The sequence below is a fragment of the Lelliottia sp. 489 genome, assembly GCF_050435885.1.
GTDB lineage: Bacteria > Pseudomonadota > Gammaproteobacteria > Enterobacterales > Enterobacteriaceae > Enterobacter > Enterobacter nimipressuralis.
Map to the genome: position 1 here is coordinate 144,355 of NZ_JBNDLC010000007.1, position 22,673 is coordinate 167,027.

The following is a 22,673-nucleotide window of genomic DNA, read 5'->3' on the forward strand; positions in this document are numbered from 1 at the left end:
CCGGGTGAGGCAGTCGCCACCCGGCACATTTCACATTATCGCGCGAGCGCCGCAAAAACTTCCGCAACAGCCACCGCCCCTGGATCCGTCACCCCGTCCAGATTCTCTTTATTTACATACGACGAACGCCCCGCGCCAGCCTTTTGCATACTGGCCGTCGCGTCGGCCCCTTTCTTCGCCGCCTGTGCAGCAGCCTGGATGTCGCTCTTCTGCAACGCTTCCAGCGCCGGTTGCAGCGCATCGATCAATGTGCGATCGCCGAGATCCGCTCCGCCGTACTGCTTCATTTGCGCAAGCCCACTGAGGAGAGCATCCGCCAGCGTTTTGCCGTCGTGAAGCGCTTGCCCGGCAGCAGTAAAGAAGATCGACATCAACACCCCGCTCGATCCGCCCATCACCGTTGCCAGTCGCTCGCCCGTCAGCAGCAGCAGTTTCGGGACGTCGTTCAGCGGCAGCTGCTTCTCTTGCAATAACTGCGCAATGTCCCGCGCGCCTTGCGCAAAGGTCGAACCCGTATCGCCGTCACCCACTTTTGCATCCAGCGCATTCAGGCGATTCTCCAGATCGACCAGCGTTTGCGTCGCCGCCCCAACCAAAGCCGCCACCTGCGCGTTGTCAGAAGGCGCATAGTCCACGCGATCCTGTATAGCCGTATGCGGCAACGTGCGCAGCGGCGCAAACGCCACTGGTTTTTGCCAGCCGATGGTCTCGACAGGCTCATTAATCGCCCGTTCAAAGGTCTCGTTTAGCCTGAGCAGCGACAGAGAAAAGCCCTTCATGTCCAGCGAGCTCACCAGCGGTGCGGGGCCGATGAGATACGCAATCTGATCCTGTAGCGCCGAATGCGCCAGCTCTTTCGTCAGCAGCGCCATTTCCAGCGCAGACACGCCGCCGAGATTGTTAATCAGCACCGCAAAACGTCCGTCACCCGCCTTCTCTTTGAGCGGCGCGATCAGCTTGTCGATAATGGCTTTACTGTTTTGCGTATCCAGCACCGACGCCCCCGGCTCGCCGTGAATGCCCAGGCCCAGCTCGACATGCCCTTGCTTAATGCGTCCCTCTTCGTCATCGCTTCCCGGCAGGTTGCAGGTCTGCATTGCCACACCCAAGCTCCACAGGTTTTCGCAGGCCTGTTGCGCAATATCCCGGACCTCACTCAGCGATTTCCCTTTTTCGGCCGCAAAACCTGCAATTTTGTGGACCAGCGCGGTACCCGCAATGCCGCGCGGCTGTTTGTTGTCCGGAAGCGCGATGTCATCGGCCACAATCACCATCTCGACTTTCAGTCCGTAGCGTTTGGCCTTTTCCGCTGCGAGGCCGAAGTTCAGACGATCGCCGGTGTAATTTTTAACGATCAGCAGGCAACCACGATCGCCCGTCACCGCCACGATCGCATTCAGCACCGCGTCAACGCTCGGGGACGCAAACAGATCCCCGCACACCGCAGCGGTTAACATCCCTTTGCCGACAAATCCGGCGTGCGCCGGTTCGTGGCCGGAGCCCCCACCGGAAATCACCGCCACCCGGCTCTTATCCCAGTCACTGCGCGCGACCACGCGGATGGCCGGATCGATATCGAGTTTGACCAAATTGCCGTGTGGCGCGGAGATCAGTATGCCTTCAATGGCATCATTGACCAGCTGTTTGCGGTCATTAAAAAAGAATCTGGACATAGCTTTCCAACTTTTTGTGAATCGTATGCAAAAGCATAGTCCGCGCTGGGTAATGCGCCGCAAAGTCAGGAATTTACTGAGTCAAATTGCCGTCAGGTTGCCTATACTCGACGCAGGACAAAGAGAGGAAGCGCACCATGAGTACACCACTGCTGATTGCCCGGACGCTGGATAAAGAGTTGTTCCTGTTGCCCGGAATGGCGAACCGCCACGGGCTGATTACCGGCGCCACCGGGACGGGGAAAACCGTGACTCTGCAAAAACTGGCGGAGTCTTTTTCCAGTATTGGCGTGCCGGTCTTTATGGCTGACGTGAAAGGCGATTTAACCGGCATCGCCCAGGAGGGGACAGCGTCAGAAAAACTGCTTGAGCGGCTGAAAAACATCGGCGTGACCGACTGGCAGCCGCAGGCGAATCCTGTTGTGGTGTGGGATATTTTCGGTGAGAGAGGCCATCCCGTGCGCGCGACTGTCTCGGATCTCGGCCCGCTGCTGCTGGCGCGGCTTCTTAATCTTAACGATGTCCAGTCCGGCGTGTTGAATATCATTTTCCGCATTGCCGACGATCAGGGCTTGCTGCTGCTTGATTTTAAAGATCTGCGCGCGATTACCCAGTACATTGGCGATAACGCCAAATCCTTTCAGAACCAGTACGGAAATATCAGCCCCGCATCAGTGGGCGCTATTCAGCGCGGATTGCTTACCCTAGAACAGCAGGGCGCAGAGCATTTCTTCGGCGAACCCATGCTGGATATCAAAGACTGGATGCGTACCGACAGTAACGGCAGAGGGATCATCAACATCCTGAGCGCCGAAAAGCTCTACCAGATGCCGAAACTCTACGCCGCCAGTCTGCTGTGGATGCTTTCTGAACTCTATGAACAGCTACCGGAAGCGGGCGATCTGGAGAAACCGAAGATTGTGTTCTTCTTTGACGAAGCGCATCTGCTGTTCAGCGACGCCCCACAGGTTCTACTGGATAAAATCGAACAGGTGATTCGTCTGATCCGTTCTAAAGGTGTGGGCGTCTATTTTGTCTCGCAGAACCCTTCCGACATTCCCGATAACGTGCTGGGCCAGCTCGGGAATCGCGTGCAGCACGCGCTGCGTGCTTTTACTCCGAAAGATCAAAAAGCGGTTAAAGCGGCGGCGCAAACTATGCGCGCGAATCCTGCGTTTGATACGGAAGAGGCGATTCAGGCGCTCGGCACCGGGGAAGCGCTCATCTCCTTCCTTGATGCCAAAGGCAGTCCGTCCGTCGTCGAACGCGCAATGGTTATCGCGCCATTCTCTCGAATGGGGCCAGTGACGGACGACGAGCGTAACGCGCTGATCAACCACTCGCCGGTTTACGGCAAATACGAGGAGGAAGTGGATCGTGAGTCCGCGTTTGAGATGCTGCAAAAAGGGGTTCAGACAAGTACCGAGAAGCAGCAAGCTCCAGCGGCTAAAGGGAGTGACGTTGCCGTTGACGACGGCATTCTCGGCGGGCTGAAAGATATTCTGTTTGGCAGCACCGGCCCACGCGGCGGCAAACGCGATGGTGTGGTGCAGACGATGGCTAAAAGCGCCGCGCGGCAGGTGACGAATCAGATTGTGCGCGGCATGCTGGGGAGTTTACTGGGTGGACGACGTCGGTAGCGGGGAGATCCACGGCGTACCCAACGCCGAGCCTTGCACACCGTGCTGGTTCAGATAACGATCCAGTTCGACCATCCCTGTCCAGCGGTTCTCGCACCACAAGGGCGCGAGAAGCGTTGGGCGGCGTGCGCTGGCAGAGATGCGGTGGTAAATCACCTCCGGCGGCGTGTGGCGGATCATCTCCCCTGCCGTCACGGTGTACTCGTCCAGCGCAATGCCATTCAACCGCCCGGCTTCCCAGGCTTTCGCCATGGTGCTTCCGGTTACAATATGCAGCGGGTGTAGCTTAATGCCATCCACGCCCGTCTCTACAACTCTTTCCAGGGTTTCCAGACCGTGCTGCTGCCCTTCTCCCGGCAGACCGACAATCAGATGTGAACAGACCTTTAAACCGCGCTCCCGCGCCAGCCGGGTGGTTTTCTGGTAACAGGCAAAATCATGACCACGATTGATCCGATGCAGGGTTTTGTCATGCGCGGTCTGCAATCCCAGCTCCAGCCAGATTTCGTAGCCCAGATCTTTATATTCGCTCAGTAAATCCAGTACAGCTTCAGGTACGCAGTCCGGGCGCGTACCGACACAAAGCCCGACGATATTCGCCTGGCTTACGGCCTGCTGATACATGGATCGCAGCACCTGCACTTCTGCAAAGGTGCTGGTGTAGGCCTGGAAGTAGGCCAGATACTGTTTTGCGCGGTTAACCAGACTCGCCTGATGGGAAAGCTGCTCGGCGATAGAGTTATGCTGCTGCGCCTCATCGGCAAAAGAGGCCACATTACAGAAAGTACAGCCGCCACGCCCGATGGTGCCATCGCGATTGGGGCAGCTAAAACCGCCGTGCAGCGTGAGCTTGTGAACCTTTTGTCCGTAGCGGCGTGAAAGATCCCCACCAAACATGTTGACTAATTTCTGTAACTGCATAATCTGATAGACCGTCCCGGAGAAAGGGGACAAGCCTGCCATTTTTAGCCTCTGTCGGCGATGACCTGGATCAATCGCCCAGGACGGCTATTATTCATTTGAATAAAAACTCACTATTACTGCAATTTCATTCATCACCCTGGCAATTACTTTTCCTTATGTTCGCGGGGATTTTTTCACTTATCGCCCCCTGGTAGTAAAACAGTGCGATTATGCAACTTGATCGCCCGTACCAGATTATTATCCTGCAAAAAACCCGCCATTCAGCACGGCAAAGGGATAATACCGCTTTCATATAGTGAGTCAGATCACACTCCCTCGCGCCTTCCCTCTCTCTTTTGTGGCTGCAAAACCGATTAAATCTCTTTTATATTCAATGCAATAACCCACCTTTAGCACATTTTTGTATAAATAAGATTGCCATTTGACCTGTGTATCAATTCCCGATAAGTTGGAAATCCGCTGGAAGCTTTCTGGATAAGCAGCCTGCTTATCATATTTATGCAGTAATTGAGATTCCCTCTGAAGCAAGTCCTCAAACTTGTTTGACCTGTGCGAAAAGGAAATGAAGAGGGCGAATGCGAGGTGCGCGTATGAAACGCAAACCCCGTCGCCGCGCTCTTTCTGTGCCTGTGCGCCACGGTTCAGTGGGGAGTCCCGAAGAGCCTGGGGAGGTTCACTGATATGTTGTACGATAAATCCCTTGAGAAGGATAACTGTGGTTTCGGCCTGATCGCCCACATAGAAGGCGAACCTAGCCACAAGGTAGTGCGTACCGCTATACACGCACTGGCCCGTATGCAGCACCGTGGTGCAATCCTCGCTGATGGTAAAACCGGCGATGGTTGTGGCTTGCTGCTACAAAAACCGGATCGTTTCTTCCGGATCGTTGCGCAAGAGCGCGGCTGGCGTTTAGCCAAAAACTACGCTGTCGGCATGCTGTTCCTGAATCAGGATCCTGAAAAAGCTGCCGCCTCACGCCGCATCGTCGAAGAAGAACTTCAACGCGAAACCCTGTCGATTGTCGGCTGGCGCAATGTGCCAACCAACGAAGGGGTGCTCGGTGAAATCGCCCTCTCCTCGCTGCCACGTATCGAACAGATTTTTGTGAATGCGCCTGCGGGCTGGCGTCCGCGCGATATGGAACGCCGCCTGTTTATTGCCCGTCGCCGCATCGAAAAACGTTTGCAGGACGATAAAGAGTTCTACGTCTGTAGCCTCTCGAACCTGGTGAACATCTATAAAGGTCTGTGTATGCCGGCTGACCTGCCGCGCTTCTACCTGGACCTCGCGGACCTGCGTCTGGAATCGGCCATTTGCCTCTTCCACCAGCGCTTCTCCACCAACACCGTTCCACGCTGGCCGCTGGCTCAGCCTTTCCGCTACCTGGCGCACAACGGTGAGATCAACACCATCACCGGTAACCGCCAGTGGGCGCGCGCGCGTACCTATAAATTCCAGACTCCGCTGATCCCGGATCTGCATGACGCCGCCCCGTTCGTCAACGAAACCGGCTCTGACTCCAGCTCGATGGATAACATGCTCGAACTGCTGCTGGCAGGCGGGATGGATATCGTACGTGCAATGCGTCTGCTTGTTCCGCCAGCCTGGCAGAACAACCCGGATATGGACCCGGACCTGCGCGCGTTCTTCGACTTTAACTCCATGCACATGGAGCCGTGGGACGGCCCGGCAGGCATCGTTATGTCCGATGGGCGCTACGCCGCCTGTAACCTCGACCGTAACGGTCTGCGCCCGGCGCGCTACGTCATCACCAAAGACAAGCTGATCACCTGCGCGTCCGAAGTGGGGATCTGGGATTACCAGCCTGACGAAGTGGTCGAAAAAGGCCGCGTCGGCCCAGGCGAACTGATGGTCATCGACACCCGCAGCGGGCGCATTCTGCACTCGGCGGAAACCGATGACGATCTGAAAAGCCGCCATCCGTACAAAGAGTGGATGGAGACAAACGTCCGCCGTCTGGTGCCGTTTGAAGATCTGTCGAACGAAGAAGTCGGCAGCCGCGAGCTGGACGACGACACCCTCGCCAGCTACCAGAAACAGTTTAACTACAGCGCCGAAGAGCTGGATTCTGTTATCCGCGTCCTCGGCGAAAATGGCCAGGAAGCGGTCGGCTCAATGGGTGATGATACCCCGTTTGCCGTGCTCTCCAGCCAGCCACGCATCATTTACGATTATTTCCGTCAGCAGTTTGCGCAGGTGACCAACCCGCCAATCGATCCGCTGCGCGAAGCGCACGTGATGTCGCTGGCCACCAGCATCGGTCGCGAGATGAACGTCTTCTGCGAAGCCGAAGGCCAGGCACACCGCCTGAGCTTTAAGTCGCCGATTCTGCTGTACTCCGATTTCAAACAGCTCACCACCATGACAGAGGAGCACTACCGCGCCGACACGCTCGATATTACCTTCGACGTGACCGAAGCGAGCCTCGAAGAGACGGTGAAAGCCCTGTGTGATAAGGCCGAGCAGATGGTCCGTAACGGCACCGTTCTGCTGGTGCTGTCTGACCGCAACATCGCCAAAAACCGCCTGCCGGTTCCGGCTCCGATGGCGGTGGGCGCCATTCAGACCCGCCTGGTGGATAAGAGCCTGCGCTGCGACGCCAACATCATTGTTGAAACGGCAAGCGCCCGCGACCCGCACCACTTCGCCGTGCTGCTGGGCTTCGGTGCGACGGCTATCTATCCGTACCTGGCTTACGAAACGCTGGCGAAACTGGTCGACGGCCATGCCATCGAGAAAGATTACCGTACCGTGATGCTGAACTACCGTAACGGCATCAACAAAGGTCTGTACAAGATCATGTCCAAAATGGGCATCTCGACCATCGCCTCTTACCGCTGCTCGAAACTGTTCGAAGCGGTTGGTCTGCACGATGATGTCGCAGATCTCTGCTTCCAGGGCGTGATCAGCCGTATCGGCGGTGCCGGATTCTCTGACTTCCAGCAGGACCTGCTGAACCTGTCAAAACGCGCATGGCTGGCGCGTAAACCGCTGGATCAAGGCGGTCTGCTGAAATACGTCCACGGCGGCGAATACCACGCCTACAATCCGGACGTGGTGCGCACCCTGCAACAGGCGGTTCAGAGCGGCGAATACAGCGATTACCAGCAGTATTCCAGTCTGGTAAATGAGCGCCCGGCGGCTACGCTGCGCGATCTGCTGGCGGTGAATCCAAACGGCGAAACCGTCAGCATTGATAACGTTGAACCGGCCAGCGAACTGTATAAACGCTTTGATACTGCGGCGATGTCCATTGGCGCACTCAGCCCGGAAGCCCACGAAGCGCTGGCCGAAGCGATGAACAGCATCGGCGGTAACTCGAACTCCGGCGAAGGCGGTGAAGATCCTGCGCGCTACGGCACCAACAAAGTGTCGCGCATTAAGCAGGTGGCTTCTGGTCGCTTTGGCGTGACGCCTGCGTACCTGGTCAACGCCGACGTGATTCAGATTAAAGTCGCGCAGGGTGCGAAGCCGGGCGAAGGCGGTCAGTTACCGGGTGATAAAGTCACGCCGTACATCGCCAAACTGCGCTACTCCGTGCCGGGCGTAACGTTGATCTCCCCTCCGCCGCACCACGATATTTACTCTATCGAGGATTTGGCACAGCTGATTTTCGACCTGAAACAGGTCAACCCGAAAGCGATGATCTCCGTGAAGCTGGTTTCCGAACCGGGCGTGGGCACGATCGCCACCGGTGTGGCAAAAGCCTACGCGGATTTGATCACTATCGCAGGTTATGACGGCGGGACAGGCGCAAGCCCACTCTCCTCCGTGAAATACGCGGGCTGTCCGTGGGAGCTGGGCCTTGTGGAAACACAACAGGCGCTGGTGGCTAACGGCCTGCGTCACAAGATCCGTCTGCAGGTGGATGGCGGCCTGAAAACCGGTCTCGACATCATCAAAGCCGCGATTCTCGGCGCAGAAAGCTTCGGCTTTGGCACCGGGCCAATGGTGGCGCTGGGCTGTAAATACCTGCGTATTTGCCACCTGAACAACTGCGCAACGGGTGTGGCAACTCAGGACGAAAAACTGCGTAAGAACCATTACCACGGTCTGCCGTTCAAAGTGACTAACTACTTTGAATTCATCGCCCGCGAAACTCGCGAGCTGATGGCACAGCTGGGTGTGAAGCGTCTGGTCGATCTTATTGGCCGTACCGACCTGCTGAAAGAGCTGGAAGGGTTTACCGCCAAGCAGCAGAAACTGGAGCTGTCCCGTCTGCTGGAAACCGCCGAGCCGCACGCAGGCAAAGCCGTTTACTGCACCGAGAACAACCCGCCGTTCGACAATGGCGTGCTGAACGCGCAGCTGCTGCAGCAGGCGAAATCGTATGTTGATGACAAACAGAGCAAAACGTTCTGGTTTGATATCCGCAACACCGACCGCTCCGTAGGCGCTACCCTCTCTGGCTATATCGCGCAAACCCATGGCGATCAGGGGCTAGCAGCCGATCCCATTACCGCGCACTTCAGCGGTACGGCGGGTCAGAGCTTCGGCGTCTGGAACGCCGGCGGCGTTGAGCTGTACCTGACCGGCGATGCCAATGACTACGTCGGCAAAGGCATGGCGGGCGGTCTGCTGGCGGTGCGTCCTCCGGTTGGTTCTGCGTTCCGCAGCCACGAAGCGAGCATCATCGGTAACACCTGTCTGTACGGCGCGACGGGCGGACGTCTGTTTGCCGCAGGCCGTGCGGGCGAGCGCTTTGCAGTACGTAACTCCGGTGCCATCACGGTGGTTGAAGGTATCGGCGATAACGGCTGTGAATACATGACCGGCGGGATTGTCTGCGTAATGGGCAAAACCGGCGTGAACTTCGGCGCAGGCATGACGGGCGGTTTCGCCTATGTCCTGGACGAAGACGGTGAGTTCCGTAAACGCGTTAACCCGGAACTGGTAGAAGTGCTGGACGTTGAAACACTGGCGATCCACGAGGAACATCTGCGCGGTCTGATTACCGAGCATGTGCAGCATACCGGTTCTTCGCGCGGCGAAGAGATCCTGGCGAACTGGCCAGCATTCTCGGCGAAATTCGCGTTGGTTAAACCGAAGTCCAGCGATGTTAAAGCACTGTTGGGTCACCGTAGTCGTAGCGCAGCAGAGCTGCGTGTGCAGGCGCAGTAAGGGGTAGCAATGAGCCAGAACGTATACCAGTTTATCGACCTGCAGCGCGTTGATCCGCCAAAGAAACCGCTGAAGATCCGTAAAATTGAATTTGTTGAAATTTACGAGCCGTTTTCAGAAGGCCAGGCCAAGGCGCAGGCAGATCGCTGCCTGTCCTGCGGCAACCCGTACTGCGAATGGAAATGCCCGGTCCACAACTACATTCCGAACTGGCTGAAGCTGGCCAACGAAGGGCGTATTTTCGAGGCCGCCGAGCTGTCGCACCAGACCAACACCCTGCCGGAAGTATGTGGCCGCGTGTGTCCGCAGGATCGTCTGTGCGAAGGTTCTTGTACGCTGAACGACGAGTTTGGCGCGGTGACCATCGGTAACATCGAGCGCTATATCAACGATAAAGCGTTTGAGATGGGCTGGCGTCCGGACATGACCGGCGTGCGTCAAACGGACAAACGCGTGGCGATCATCGGCGCAGGTCCGGCAGGTCTGGCATGTGCCGACGTGCTGACCCGCAACGGCGTCAAAGCCGTAGTGTTCGATCGTCATCCGGAGATCGGCGGCCTGCTGACCTTCGGTATTCCGGCCTTTAAGCTGGAAAAAGAGGTCATGACCCGCCGTCGCGAAATCTTCACCGACATGGGTATTGAGTTCAAACTGAACGTCGAAGTCGGCCGTGATATCCAGATCGACGATCTGCTGAAGGATTACGATGCCGTGTTCCTCGGCGTCGGCACCTATCAGTCGATGCGCGGTGGGCTGGAAAATGAAGACGCTCCGGGCGTGTTTGACGCCCTGCCGTTCCTGATTGCCAACACCAAGCAGATGATGGGCTTCGGTGAAACCCCTGCTGAGCCGTACGTCACGATGGAAGGCAAACGCGTGGTGGTGCTGGGCGGCGGTGATACCGCGATGGACTGCGTGCGTACCTCAATCCGTCAGAACGCGACGCACGTTATCTGTGCCTACCGTCGTGACGAAGAGAACATGCCTGGCTCCAAACGCGAAGTGAAAAACGCGCGTGAAGAGGGCGTTGAGTTCCAGTTCAACGTTCAGCCATTGGGCATCGAAGTGAATGCAAACGGCAAAGTCAGCGGCGTGAAGATGGCGCGTACCGAAATGGGTGCACCGGATGCCAAAGGCCGTCGTCGCGCAGAAATCGTGGCAGGTTCCGAGCATGTTGTTCCGGCAGATGCGGTCGTGATGGCATTTGGTTTCCGCCCTCACAGCATGGAGTGGCTGGCGAAACACAGCGTTGAGCTGGATTCCCAGGGCCGCGTGATTGCGCCAGAAGGTAGCGAAAACGCTTTCCAGACCAGCAACCCGAAAATCTTCGCCGGCGGCGATATCGTTCGCGGTTCCGATCTGGTGGTAACAGCGATTGCCGAAGGCCGGAAAGCGGCAGATGGGATCATGAACTACCTGGAAGTGTAAAAGCGAACCGGATGGCGATGCCATCCGGTTTTTTTTATGCGCCGACCAAACTGGCGCGCACTTTCACCACCACTTTCTTAATCTCTTCAATTTCCTTCACTCTACATCCTGGTTTATGCGGTTCGCCGGGCATAAAGATGGCGTACATGCCGGGTTTCAGATCAAGCTGCTGCACACCTTCAATGGCGCTACACAGCTGATAATCCTCCTTAATATGCCTTTCCTCGCACTGTCGCGCAGAGCCAGCTACGCCGTACAGGATGCGCTCATTGCCCGCCAGCAACAGCTGGATATCGATGTACTGCTCGTGCAGCTCCGCTTTTTTCTGCTCTGGTTCCTGCGTGGCGAACGTCATCACGTTCATAAAGATATCGTCGCCCTGCAGTTCATAACGCCCCGGCGCTTTGTCCTGCGGCCAGGCCGCGATGGCCTGCGTCAGCGCCTCCGCCAGCACGGGATGTAATCCCGACAGCGCGCTCGCTTTGCCCATCATCATAATGTTGCTCCTGTAGCCAGTCTTGCCGCGCCCAGTAAACCGGCATCGTGGCGGTAATACGCCGGGCGAAGTTCGACGTGATAGACCGCAGGCTCCTGCGCAAGAAACTCAGCCACCTTCGATAAATATCCCTCAGCCAGCCCGACGCTGCCGCCGACAACGACGGTCTGACAATCCGTTACTGCTTTGACATCGGCGATGAGTCGCGCCAGCGTTTGGGCCGAATGAGCGACCAGCGCGCGGGCGGGCTGATGACCGCGCTGCGCATGGTCGAAGATCGCTTTCGCATCGAGACCCGCCAGCTCGCCCTGCGCCCGGGCAGCAATCGCCCGACCAGAGGCAATCGCTTCCACACACCCCCTACGACCGCAGCCGCAAATGGGCCCTTGCGGATCGGCCAGCGTATGCCCCAGATGCCCGGCAAGCCCGCCCGCCCCCGTCTGCAACTTGCCATTAAGTACCACGCCCCCGCCGACCCCCGTAGAGACGGTGATGAAAACCATATCCGGCGCATTGATGCCAGGCGCATGGTACTCCGCCCACGCCGCAGCTTGCGCATCGTTCACCGCCATTGCGGGCAGTCCGGTTATCGACTCCAGCGTCTGTACCAGCGGGAAATGCAGCAGGCCGCCAAGATTGTGAGGATTAATCGACAGCAACGTGCCTTCGCGGATTATCCCCGTCGAGGCGATTGCCACCCGCTGCGCCGCTGACATTACCGGTTCCACCAGCGATTTTAGCGCTGCGCGCAGGGCGTCCGGCGTTTTGCTGGCAGGTGTCGGCTGTTCGCGCCGCTCACGGATCTGAAAGTCATCGTCGATCAGCGCAGCGGCCAGTTTGGTGCCGCCAATATCGATCGCCAGCGTCGTCATTTCACCGCCTCACGCTCGTTTTTAATACTGCCAAATGGAACGGCGCCGCTGAAAGGTTTACCGTCGATAGCATCGTGAGTACGCAGGGCCTCCGGACGGATCCAGCGCTGTACGCGGGATGGCATATCAAGACCAATCAACAGGATCACCACAAACGTCAGGCCGAATGACAGGGTTCCCAGCGCGGTACCCAGCTCAAGCCGCTGTGCCAGCAGAGCGCCGATAATCGGGGCGATCGCGCCGCCCAGGGCGCCGACGTTGTAGGTAAAGCCCAGCCCGGCGGCACGCTGATCCGTATCGAAATAGCCACCAATCAGCTTCGGTAAAATCCCGGAAATCCCCTGCCCCAGCATCTGCTGGAAGAAGAGCAGCAGGCCCAGCACCCAAATATTTGACCCGCCGATGGCGAACACCGGAATAATCAGCAGCTGCGAGGCCAGCAGGCTGCAAACGTATGCTCTGCGGGTGCCCAGCCAGTCGCCGAGGAAGCCGCCGACGCAGCAGCCCACCGCCGCACCAAAGCCGCTAAAGAACAGCACATGGGCGACCGTCATCGGATCGTACGCCAGATCCGTTTTCAGATAAGTGGGCAGCAGCGCCTGAATAGGCCACGAGTAGAGGAATGCAAAGAGCACCACGACCATCAGGGTGACACCCGTCGGCCAGCGCTTACCGCTGCTTTGCACCATAAAGCTGATAAAGACGCAGGCGCATAACAGCCCAAGAATCACCACCAGCCCGGCGTTGTTTAGCTCACCGGCAAAGCAGAACCACAGCGCGATGCCAGCAAACAGCGTCATGACGATATTGATCAGGCGGTGCTTGCCGCGATAGAGAATGTCGACCATCGTGCGTACCGGCGCTTTGCCTTCGTGCTTCGCTTTCCAGTCTTCCGCTTCCGGGATATTTTTACGTAGCCATAGGGCAAAAATGATTGGCAAAATACCGATAAGGAACAGCGCTCGCCAGCCCCATGCGGGAACAACCACGCTGTAAACCTGCGCCGCAACCACGGCACCGACAGAAAAACCTGAGATTAAAAAGCCGCTGGCTTTATTACGCAGATGCTTCGGCCAGCTTTCAATCACATAGGTTGCACTGGAGCCGTATTCGCCCGCCATACCCATGCCGATCACCATACGGGCAATAAACATGGTGACGTAGCCTGGCGCAAATCCGCACGCCAGCGTGCCGCAGGAGAAGAGGACGATACTGGTGATCATGGCCAGTTTGCGACCGTAGCGATCGCCCATTGCGCCCAGCAGCAAGCCGCCAAACCAGCGCGAGATAAAGGCGGCCGAAATCAGGCTGGCTGCTTCGACCGTCGTTAAACCAAATTCACTTTTGACTTCTGTTAATACCAACGCCATCAATACAAAATCAAAGCCATCAAGCAAATATCCCAGCCAGGCGGCGGAGAATGCGCGCCACTGTGGGCGGGTCAAATGGCGGTACCACGGGATGCTTTGGGTAGAAATACTCATAACACTCTCCCGACGATTTTTTGTCGTATTGCCGGATGGCGGGTTCACCATCCGGCTTACATATCGTGTTTTGTCTTTGCCGGATGCGCTTCGCTTATCCGGCAATGCATTAGCGTTTCTCAGCCAGCAGCTTTTCTGCGAGGGCTTTCAGCTCCGGCAGATACTGCTCTGCCACCGGAGCAAAAGGCTTACGGCATAGCGGAACGGAGACCACTTCCATGTAGTGCAGGACGGTTTTCAGGCCACGGAACACGCCGACTTTAATCAGCAAATCGATAACCTTGTTGCACTCGCTTTGCAGATGCTGCGCGGTTGCGTTGTCCCCTTCGCGGATCGCTTTGCCGATCGCCTGATAGCGCGCGCCCATGATGTTGTAAGTACTGCCGATTCCGCCGTCCGCGCCTGCCAGCAAACCGGAGGCGAAGATCTCGTCGTAACCGTTATAAAGCACCAGATCCGGATGCGCCCGGCGGATCTGCTCCATCTGGAAGAGATCGCCGGAGGTCTGTTTCAGGGCACCTACACCCGGCAGCGTCACCAGCGTATTGATTTGATCGAGGGATAACTTCACGCCGCTCAGCGCCGGGATGTTGTACACCACCATCGGCAAACCATCCGATGAATCAATGATTGCACGGTAGTGGTCACAATGTTCTTCGAAGCTGAAGGGATAGTAGAAGGGTGTGACCGCCGACACAGCATCGAAGCCGATCCGGCTTGCCGCCGTCGCGAGCTGCTGGCTTTCTGCGGTGCTGACGCAGCCGACATGGGCGATCAGCGTCACTTTGCCCTTCGCCTCTTCCGCCACGATCTCCATTACCTGCTCGCGCTCGGCGAGGCTTTGCACGAAGGCTTCGCCCGTTGAGCCGCCGACATACAGACCGTCGATTCCTTGTTGAATGTTGAACTGCACCAGGCGGCGCAGGCTCTCTTTGTCCAGCGCCTGCTGTGAATTAAACGGAGTCAGGAGTGCGGCCATCACGCCACGTAATTGCTTTGCCATAGATACCTCAAGTGGTTATTGATCTGCTTTTTGATATACCTTTATACCTGTTATACCAGATCAAATAAGCAGCACCCCATACAGAACGCTTATATTGCGATCTGCTTCACTAAAGGATCGTTATTTTTTCTTTTTGGATCCCTGGCCGAAGGCGTGCCAGGTGGCGGAAACGCTGTTGAGATGGGTTTGCAGCGCGCGATCGGCTTCATCAGGATCGCGGCGGCGGATGGCGTCAACAATAGCAATATGCTGCTGATAGCTGACATCGTTGTGCTGGTATAGCTCAGCGTCGGAGACTTTCGGACGAGCCGCTATCAGCCAGTCGAGCAGCGCGACGTGTATCGCCATAAAGATTGGGTTGCCGGGGATCTCCGCCAGCACGCGGTGGAAATCGACATCCGAGCGGATGAAAAGCGCGTTATCGCTGAGGGACTGGCTGTTAATTTCCAGCGCTTTCGACAGGCGCTCAACCTGTTCGTCCGTGGCGTATTCTGCCGCGTAACGCACCAGGCTGGATTCGAAAAACAGACGCAGCTGTTCAAAGTGGGTAATGCCACCCGGCTGGGTGAGGAAATCCTTCGCCATGCCGGAGAGTTCGCTAATGATGGTATCGGCCGAAGGCATCGAGACGCGGGCGCGTTCGCCGTTGTTGATTTGCACCAGGCCTTTTCGCTTCAGGGCGGCCAGTGCTTCACGTACCGATGGGCGGCCCACGTTGAAGAACTCCATCAGCTCACGCTCGGAAGGAAGTTGTTCGCCCTGGGCAAACTCCTGACGACGGATCATCTGCTCCAGCTCTTCTTCCACCATATCGGAAAGTTTTTTACGCGCCAGCGGGCGACGACGCAAACTGCGACCAAGGGTTTCGGTTGAATTTTCCGCCTGAAGATCAAATGGTTTCATAAAGACTCGGGTCAGAAGAGTGACAATCAGTGACAACGACTCATCATAACACAGGATTTTTGGCTGGGCGAAAAGCCCTGAATAGCAAAACAGGCCCATCGGGCCTGTTCAATTATTTCACAACGCGTAACGCTGGACGGCCACCGCGCGGCGGCGGATCGTCATCAGGGTCGTTGTCATTGTCGTGATCGGGCTTGTCGCCGTCGATAATGGACATCACCGTTTCGCTTTCGCTGGCGGTAGAACCGTCTTCATCGTTGAGGCTGGCGACATCTTCGTCATACGCCGCTTCCGGCTCAAACATCGTACCTGCACCGTTTTCACGCGCATAGACTGCCAGCACGGCAGCGAGCGGAACAGAGACCTGACGTGGTACGCCGCCGAAACGCGCGTTGAAGCGCACTTCGTCGTTTGCCAGCTCAAGATTACCCACCGCGCGTGGCGCGATGTTCAAAACGATCTGACCATCACGCGCGTATTCCATCGGAACGCTCACGCCCGGCAACGTCACATCCACTACCAGGTGCGGCGTAAGCTGGTTGTCCAGCAGCCATTCATAGAAGGCACGCAGCAGATACGGACGGCGTGGAGATAGCTGTGACATTTCCACAATCGTTAACCTCGACCAAGACGCATTTCGCGTTCCGGTTCTGTCAGAGAAGCAAGGAAAGAGTCGCGCTCAAATACGCGAGTCATGTAGCCTTTCAGCTCTTTCGCGCCAGGACCGCTGAACTCTACGCCCAGAGCCTGCAGACGCCACAGCAGCGGAGCCAGGTAGCAATCTACCAGACTGAACTCGTCGCTCAGGAAGAACGGCTTTTGACCGAATACCGGCGCAATGGCCAGCAGTTCTTCACGCAGTTGCTTACGGGCAGCGTCTGCTTCTGAGGATGAACCGTTCACAATGACGTTCATCAGGGTGTACCAGTCTTTCTCGATACGCTGCATGTACAGGCGGCTTTCACCACGCGCAACCGGATAAACCGGCATCAGCGGCGGATGAGGGAATCGCTCATCCAGATATTCCATAATGATGCGGGATTCCCACAGGGTCAGCTCGCGATCCACCAGCGTTGGTACGCTCTGGTTCGGGTTGAGATCGATCAGATCCTGAGGTGGGTTATCCTTTTCCACATGCTCGATCTCAAAACTGACACCTTTCTCGGCCAGCACGATACGAACCTGATGGCTATAAATGTCAGTAGGACCAGAAAACAGCGTCATTACCGAACGTTTGTTGGCAGCGACAGCCATGAAAACCTCCAGGTATATTCAGAATATTACTGCTACCGGCCCGTGGGCCAGCCAGATGATTTGTTACCCATCCCAGGAACAAACTCAATCGCTCAAAAATCGAACAAAAGTGGTGTATTCACTGACATTTGGGCAGAAAATTGGATGATAGTTTACCAGATTTTGCAGGGTTTGTGGTGAGGGGATTCTGGAAATGCTGAAAAAGAGCTGATAATCAAATAAATACTGTGGATAAACGTCGGATTATCCATAAAAAAAACCCGCCGAAGCGGGTTTTTCGCCAATCTTTCTGCCGAAGCAGAAAATAGATTAACGTTTGGAGAACTGAGGACGACGACGTGCTTTACGCAGGCCGACTTTCTTACGTTCAACTTCACGAGCATCACGAGTAACGAAGCCAGCTTTACGCAGTTCGCCACGCAGGGACTCGTCGTACTCCATCAGAGCGCGGGTGATACCGTGACGGATCGCACCAGCCTGACCAGAAGTACCACCACCTTTAACGGTGATGTACAGATCGAATTTCTCAACCATATCAACCAGTTCCAGCGGCTGACGAACTACCATGCGGGCAGTTTCACGACCGAAGTACTGTTCCAGAGAACGTTGGTTGATTACGATTTTACCACTGCCCGGTTTGATGAACACGCGAGCGGCGGAGCTTTTGCGGCGACCAGTGCCGTAGTATTGATTTTCAGCCATTGCCTATAATCCCGATTAGATGTCAAGAACTTGCGGTTGCTGTGCCGCGTGGTTGTGCTCGTTGCCTGCGTAAACTTTCAGTTTACGGTACATAGCACGACCCAGCGGGCCTTTTGGCAGCATGCCTTTAACCGCGATTTCAATCACACGCTCAGGACGGCGGGCAATCATCTCTTCAAAGGTCGCTTCTTTGATACCACCGATGTGGCCGGTGTGGTGGTAATACATTTTGTCTTCGCGCTTGTTGCCGGTTACAGCAACTTTTTCTGCGTTCAGAACGATGATGTAATCACCAGTATCAACGTGCGGAGTGTATTCCGCTTTGTGCTTACCGCGCAGGCGACGAGCCAATTCGGAAGCAAGACGACCCAGAGTTTTACCGGTCGCGTCAACAACATACCAGTCGCGTTTTACGGTTTCTGGTTTAGCTGTAAAAGTTTTCATTAAAAGCTTACCCAAATAATAAGTTACACGTTGGTGAACACCCAAACGTTTAGTCAGTTGAGGCTCACACGACAAAGTCCGGCAAACCTACCCCTTCGAATAGCCTGTGCCAGCACATAGAAAGTTTTGGGAAAAAAACCTTCTCGTAACGTGGGGTCGCAAGATTATAGAGAAGTCGAGGTCAAAGATCGACCCTTAAATGTGATTAGTCGCAAGGTTTTCGCTGGGGAATTGCCGGGTGGCGAGTACGCCTTCCCCGGCCTGCGGCACGGTGCGGCATTTACGGCATGTGCGCGCGTTTCAAATACTCTTCGCTCTGCATTTCCTGCAAACGGGACAAACAACGCTGGAATTCAAACTTCAGCCGCTCGCCCTGGTAGATCTCATAGAGCGGCACGGCGGCGCTCACCACCAGCTTCACATGGCGTTCGTAAAACTCATCTACCAGCGCGATAAAGCGGCGGGCTTCACTCTCCATCAGCGGCGTCATCACCGGCACATCAAACAGCATTACCGTATGAAACAGACGCGAGAGCGCGATGTAGTCGTGCTGGCTGCGGGCATCGATGCACAGCGTGGCAAACGAAACCGCCAGCGTCTGGTTTTCGACCCCCAGGGTTGGCAGAGGACGATGATTAATTTCCAGTTCTGGGGCTGTATCGCGCCTGGCGCCCGCCAGAGCCAGCCAGAGATTGTCCATCTTACCGCGCGTCTCTTCATCTAAGGGTGAGAGCCACAGATGCGCCTGGGTCAGCGTGCGCAGACGATAATCTACGCCCGCATCGACATTCATAATGTCGCAGTGTTCTTTGATTGCCTCGATGGCCGGCAGGAAACGCGCGCGCTGCAAACCGTTGCGATAGAGATCGTCCGGCGGAATGTTAGACGTCGCCACCAGCGTAATGCCCCGCGCAAACAGCGCTTTCATCAGGCCGCCCAATAGCATGGCGTCTGTGATATCCGAGACGAAAAACTCATCGAAACATAAAACGTCGGTTTCGGCTTTAAAACGCTCGGCGATGATATCCAGCGGATCGGTATGACCTTGCAGCGCGTTAAGCTCTTCGTGGACGCGCAGCATAAAGCGGTGGAAGTGCAGACGCTGTTTACGCGTGCCTGGCAGGCTCTGATAAAACATGTCCATCAGCCAGGTTTTCCCCCGGCCCACGCCGCCCCACATATATAAGCCGCGAACGGGCGCTGCGGTCTGTGGCTCTTTTTTTCCCAACAATCGGCCAAATGCCGCTTTCAGTCCGCCGCTCTGTGCGGGGGCGGGCATCTGCTGAGTCAATTCCTGGTAAATCACATTCAGGCGATTAACGGCTTCACGCTGAACGTCGTCGGGCTGATGAGTGCCCTCATCAAGGGCCTGTTTGTAACGCGATGTGGGGGACAGATTTTGCATAATCTTGTTGTTATTCCTTCAATTAAACCTCACCAGTGGGCGCGACTGGCGAAAAAAAGGCCGTTCTACAGTACGCGATGATGCGTCAGGATTCCACTTCTGAAGAAATAGCGGTTATAGTGGCATAATCAGGCACAGGCAGGAGCCGAGCCACTACCCTACGGAACAACAAGACAACGGGAGAAGTTCATGACCTGGGAATATGCGCTAATTGGTTTAGTCGTCGGTATCGCCATCGGTGCCGTGGCCATGCGTTTTGGTAATCGCAAATTGCGTCAGCAACAGTCGCTGCAGTATGAACTGGAAAAGAACAAAGCTGAGCTGGAAGAGTATCGTGAAGAGCTGGTCAGCCACTTTGCCCGTAGCGCCGAACTGCTGGACAATATGGCGACCGATTACCGTCAGCTGTATCAGCACATGGCCAAAAGCTCCAGCAGCCTGCTGCCGGAACTGAGCGGTGACACCAACCCGTTCCGCAACCGTCTGGCGGAGTCTGAAGCCGGTAACGATCAGGCACCGATTCAAATGCCGCGTGATTACTCTGACGGTGCATCCGGCCTGCTGCGCGGTGGCGTAAAACGCGATTAATCGCACATCTACAATTTATTTCACGGGCGCACACCTCGCGCCCGTCCTTTCTTTCCCTTCCCAGCTATTATTTAGTCAATTACCTCATTGTTCAGTGGTTTGAAATTCAATAACATCAGACTGTTTTTGGGCCGATTTTCCTTTACTCCAGGCAACGAGAGCCAGCATCAATGAAGAAAAAAAACCAGCTGTTAAGCGCGATAGCGTTAAGTGTCGGGTTATCTTTGACGGCGTCCTGGCCTGCGGCCGCGGCGCTTCCTTCGCAAGTGCCTGGTGCGGCAGCCATTCCGAGCCTGGCGCCGATGCTTGAAAAAGTGCTGCCTGCGGTGGTGAGCGTGAAGGTGGAAGGCACCGCCGCGCAAAGCCAGCGCGTGCCGGAAGAGCTAAAAAAATACTTTGGCGAAGAAGGCCCGGACCAGCCAGCGCAACCTTTTGAAGGGCTTGGCTCCGGCGTGGTGATCGACGCGGCGAAAGGCTACGTGTTGACCAACAACCACGTCATCAGCCAGGCCGACAAAATCAGCGTGCAGATGAACGATGGTCGTGAGTTTGACGCCAAACTGATTGGCGGCGATGACCAGAGCGACATCGCGCTGCTGCAAATACAAAATCCCAGCAATCTGACGCAAATTGTGATCGCCGACTCCGATAAACTGCGCGTTGGCGATTTTGCCGTGGCCGTCGGTAACCCGTTTGGCTTAGGCCAGACCGCGACCTCCGGGATTGTCTCGGCGCTTGGCCGCAGCGGGCTGAACCTTGAAGGGCTGGAGAACTTTATCCAGACCGACGCCTCCATTAACCGCGGCAACTCCGGCGGTGCCCTGCTGAACCTGAACGGCGAGCTGATCGGGATTAACACCGCGATCCTCGCACCGGGCGGCGGCAGCATCGGCATCGGTTTCGCTATCCCCAGCAATATGGCGAAAACCCTGGCGCAACAGCTGATTGAGTCCGGCGAAATCAAACGCGGGCTGTTGGGTATCAAAGGCATGGAGATGAGCGCTGATATTGCGAAAGCGTTCAATCTTAACGTCCAGCGCGGGGCGTTCGTCAGCGAAGTGCTGGCCAATTCCGGCTCGGCGAAGGCGGGCGTGAAATCGGGCGATGTGATTGTAAGCCTGAACGGTAAGCCGCTGAACAGCTTTGCGGAGCTGCGCTCGCGCATCGCCACCACAGAGCCAGGCACCAAAGTGAAACTCGGCCTGCTGCGCGACGGTAAACCGCTCGACGTGGAAGTCACGCTGGATAAGAGCACCTCTGCATCGGCCAGCGCCGAGCTGATCGCCCCTGCACTGCAAGGCGCGGCGCTGAGTGACGGGCAGCTCAAAGATGGCACCAAAGGCATCACCATTGAAAGCGTCGAGAAGAGCAGCCCGGCCGCACAGGCTGGCTTGCATCAGGATGACGTGATCATTGGGGTGAACCGCAACCGCGTGCAGTCGATAGCAGAAATGCGCAAAGTGCTGGAGAGCAAACCGACGGTGATTGCGCTGCAAATTGTTCGCGGCAACGACACGCTTTACATCTTATTACGCTAAGCACTGACCCCGGACATCACCGCTGCGTGTGATGTCCGGATTAAGTCATGTTATGCTGCAACCGTTTCTCAATTAACGACGCCCGCATCATGGTTCTTAAGCTATTTCGCTCCGTCGCCATCGGATTGGTCGTTGGCGGTTTATTACTGGCTGCAATGCCCTCATTACGTCAGTTCAATAAGCTGGCGGCGCCTCAGTTCGACAGTACGGATGAGACGCCAGTGAGTTACAACCAGGCCGTTCGCCGGGCGGCACCCGCCGTGGTGAACGTCTATAACCGCGGCCTCAACAGTTCCGCCAATAATCAGCTCGAGATCCGCACCCTAGGATCCGGCGTAATTATGGACGAGCGCGGCTACATCATTACCAATAAGCACGTTATCAACGACGCCGATCAAATTATTGTGGCGTTGCAGGATGGCCGCGTTTTTGAAGCCCTGCTGGTCGGTTCGGATAGCCTGACGGATCTGGCGGTGCTGAAAATTACCGCCAGCGGTGGCTTACCGGTGATTCCGATTAACCGCAAGCGCACGCCGCATATCGGCGACGTGGTGATGGCAATCGGTAACCCCTATAACCTGGGCCAGACCATTACCCAGGGGATTATCAGTGCCACCGGTCGTATTGGCCTGAATCCGTCAGGACGGCAGAATTTCCTGCAGACGGATGCCTCCATCAACCACGGTAACTCGGGCGGCGCGCTGGTGAACTCCCTCGGCGAACTGATGGGCATCAACACCCTCTCCTTTGATAAGAGCAACGATGGTGAAACGCCGGAAGGCATCGGTTTTGCGATCCCCTTCCAGCTGGCAACCAAAATCATGGACAAGCTCATCCGCGACGGTCGCGTGATCCGTGGCTACATTGGGATTGGTGGACGTGAAATCGCGCCGCTGCATACGCAGGGTGGCGGCATCGATCAGATTCAGGGCATCGTCGTGAACGAAGTCACCCCAGGTGGCCCGGCTGCGGCGGCAGGACTGCAGGTTAATGACGTGATTGTGTCGGTGAACGGTATCCCGGCAGTATCCGCGCTGGAGACAATGGACCAGGTGGCAGAGATTCGCCCGGGTTCTATCATTCCGGTGGAAGTCATGCGTAATGATAAGAAGCTGACCATTCAGGTCACTATTCAGGAATATCCGTCCACCAACTAAGCGGCATAAAAAAACCGGAG

The 22,673-nt window shown here is 56.3% G+C and carries 18 protein-coding genes; 6 read left to right on the top strand and 12 right to left on the bottom strand.

Translation table 11 applies throughout. The annotated features are described in order from the left end of the window. Positions 1-35 precede the first annotated feature (35 nt). The gene (locus ABIE11_RS18850) at positions 36-1,673 is read right to left on the bottom strand and encodes a dihydroxyacetone kinase subunit DhaK (protein ID WP_429185123.1); all 1,638 of its coding nucleotides are present in this window, start codon (positions 1,671-1,673) and stop codon (positions 36-38) included. Between the two features lie 137 nt (positions 1,674-1,810). Here ABIE11_RS18850 and ABIE11_RS18855 point away from each other — a divergent pair, with 137 nt between their 5' ends. Next, entirely contained in the window at positions 1,811-3,313 is a 1,503-nt protein-coding gene (locus tag ABIE11_RS18855; RefSeq protein ID WP_429185124.1) for a helicase HerA-like C-terminal domain-containing protein, read from the top strand. Here ABIE11_RS18855 and ABIE11_RS18860 read toward each other — a convergent pair. Further along, positions 3,290-4,234, bottom strand: a complete 945-nt coding sequence (locus ABIE11_RS18860) for a TIGR01212 family radical SAM protein (RefSeq protein ID WP_102105533.1) — start codon at positions 4,232-4,234, stop codon at positions 3,290-3,292. The two genes, ABIE11_RS18855 and ABIE11_RS18860, sit on opposite strands and share 24 nt — an antisense overlap. A gap of 684 nt (positions 4,235-4,918) precedes the next feature. On the opposite strand from ABIE11_RS18860, the gene gltB reads away from it, so the two are divergent. Continuing rightward, positions 4,919-9,379: a glutamate synthase large subunit gene (gene gltB, locus ABIE11_RS18865; protein ID WP_429185125.1), complete on the top strand. Its 4,461-nt coding sequence runs from the start codon at positions 4,919-4,921 to the stop codon at positions 9,377-9,379. 9 nt (positions 9,380-9,388) lie between these two features. Then, complete coding sequence (locus tag ABIE11_RS18870; protein WP_420171718.1) at positions 9,389-10,807, top strand: glutamate synthase small subunit; 1,419 nt, start codon at positions 9,389-9,391, stop codon at positions 10,805-10,807. Positions 10,808-10,841: 34 nt separating this feature from the next. On the opposite strand, the gene nanQ is transcribed toward ABIE11_RS18870, so the two are convergent. The 10 genes from nanQ to zapE form a co-directional block, all read right to left on the bottom strand. Next, positions 10,842-11,303 (bottom strand): N-acetylneuraminate anomerase, encoded by a 462-nt coding sequence (nanQ, locus tag ABIE11_RS18875; protein WP_429185126.1) that lies wholly within the window; start codon positions 11,301-11,303, stop codon positions 10,842-10,844. Then, a complete protein-coding gene (gene nanK, locus ABIE11_RS18880) occupies positions 11,300-12,175 on the bottom strand; it encodes an N-acetylmannosamine kinase (protein ID WP_429185127.1) in 876 nt (291 codons plus the stop codon). The genes nanQ and nanK overlap by 4 nt, the downstream gene beginning before the upstream one ends. Beyond that, positions 12,172-13,659 carry an MFS transporter gene (locus ABIE11_RS18885; RefSeq protein ID WP_100778706.1) on the bottom strand — a complete coding sequence of 496 codons (1,488 nt, stop codon included), beginning with the start codon at positions 13,657-13,659 and terminating at the stop codon, positions 12,172-12,174. Before ABIE11_RS18885 ends, nanK begins: the two co-directional genes overlap by 4 nt. A 109-nt stretch (positions 13,660-13,768) precedes the next feature. Then, complete coding sequence (gene nanA, locus ABIE11_RS18890; protein ID WP_429185128.1) at positions 13,769-14,662, bottom strand: N-acetylneuraminate lyase; 894 nt, start codon at positions 14,660-14,662, stop codon at positions 13,769-13,771. Between the two features lie 120 nt (positions 14,663-14,782). Next, positions 14,783-15,565 carry a transcriptional regulator NanR gene (nanR, locus tag ABIE11_RS18895; protein WP_102105534.1) on the bottom strand — a complete coding sequence of 261 codons (783 nt, stop codon included), beginning with the start codon at positions 15,563-15,565 and terminating at the stop codon, positions 14,783-14,785. A gap of 112 nt (positions 15,566-15,677) precedes the next feature. Next, the gene (gene sspB / locus ABIE11_RS18900; protein WP_100778704.1) at positions 15,678-16,175 is read right to left on the bottom strand and encodes a ClpXP protease specificity-enhancing factor; all 498 of its coding nucleotides are present in this window, start codon (positions 16,173-16,175) and stop codon (positions 15,678-15,680) included. A 5-nt stretch (positions 16,176-16,180) separates the two neighbouring features. After that, positions 16,181-16,819, bottom strand: a complete 639-nt coding sequence (gene sspA / locus ABIE11_RS18905; RefSeq protein WP_100778703.1) for a stringent starvation protein SspA — start codon at positions 16,817-16,819, stop codon at positions 16,181-16,183. A gap of 309 nt (positions 16,820-17,128) precedes the next feature. After that, positions 17,129-17,521: a 30S ribosomal protein S9 gene (gene rpsI / locus ABIE11_RS18910; RefSeq protein ID WP_064543072.1), complete on the bottom strand. Its 393-nt coding sequence runs from the start codon at positions 17,519-17,521 to the stop codon at positions 17,129-17,131. Between the two features lie 15 nt (positions 17,522-17,536). Further along, positions 17,537-17,965, bottom strand: coding sequence for a 50S ribosomal protein L13 (gene rplM / locus ABIE11_RS18915; RefSeq protein ID WP_004868222.1), 429 nt, complete (start codon positions 17,963-17,965; stop codon positions 17,537-17,539). 280 nt (positions 17,966-18,245) lie between these two features. After that, positions 18,246-19,370, bottom strand: a complete 1,125-nt coding sequence (zapE, locus tag ABIE11_RS18920) for a cell division protein ZapE (RefSeq protein WP_429185129.1) — start codon at positions 19,368-19,370, stop codon at positions 18,246-18,248. A 189-nt stretch (positions 19,371-19,559) separates the two neighbouring features. Between zapE and zapG the strand changes: the two genes are divergently transcribed. The 3 genes from zapG (at position 19,560) to degS (ending at position 22,653) form a co-directional block, all read left to right on the top strand. Further along, on the top strand, positions 19,560-19,958 hold the full coding sequence (zapG, locus tag ABIE11_RS18925) for a Z-ring associated protein ZapG (RefSeq protein ID WP_100778701.1): 399 nt from the start codon (positions 19,560-19,562) through the stop codon (positions 19,956-19,958). A 170-nt stretch (positions 19,959-20,128) separates the two neighbouring features. Beyond that, positions 20,129-21,496 carry a serine endoprotease DegQ gene (gene degQ / locus ABIE11_RS18930; RefSeq protein ID WP_107702752.1) on the top strand — a complete coding sequence of 456 codons (1,368 nt, stop codon included), beginning with the start codon at positions 20,129-20,131 and terminating at the stop codon, positions 21,494-21,496. Between the two features lie 89 nt (positions 21,497-21,585). Then, the gene (gene degS, locus ABIE11_RS18935; RefSeq protein ID WP_100780807.1) at positions 21,586-22,653 is read left to right on the top strand and encodes an outer membrane-stress sensor serine endopeptidase DegS; all 1,068 of its coding nucleotides are present in this window, start codon (positions 21,586-21,588) and stop codon (positions 22,651-22,653) included. Positions 22,654-22,673: the final 20 nt, after the last annotated feature.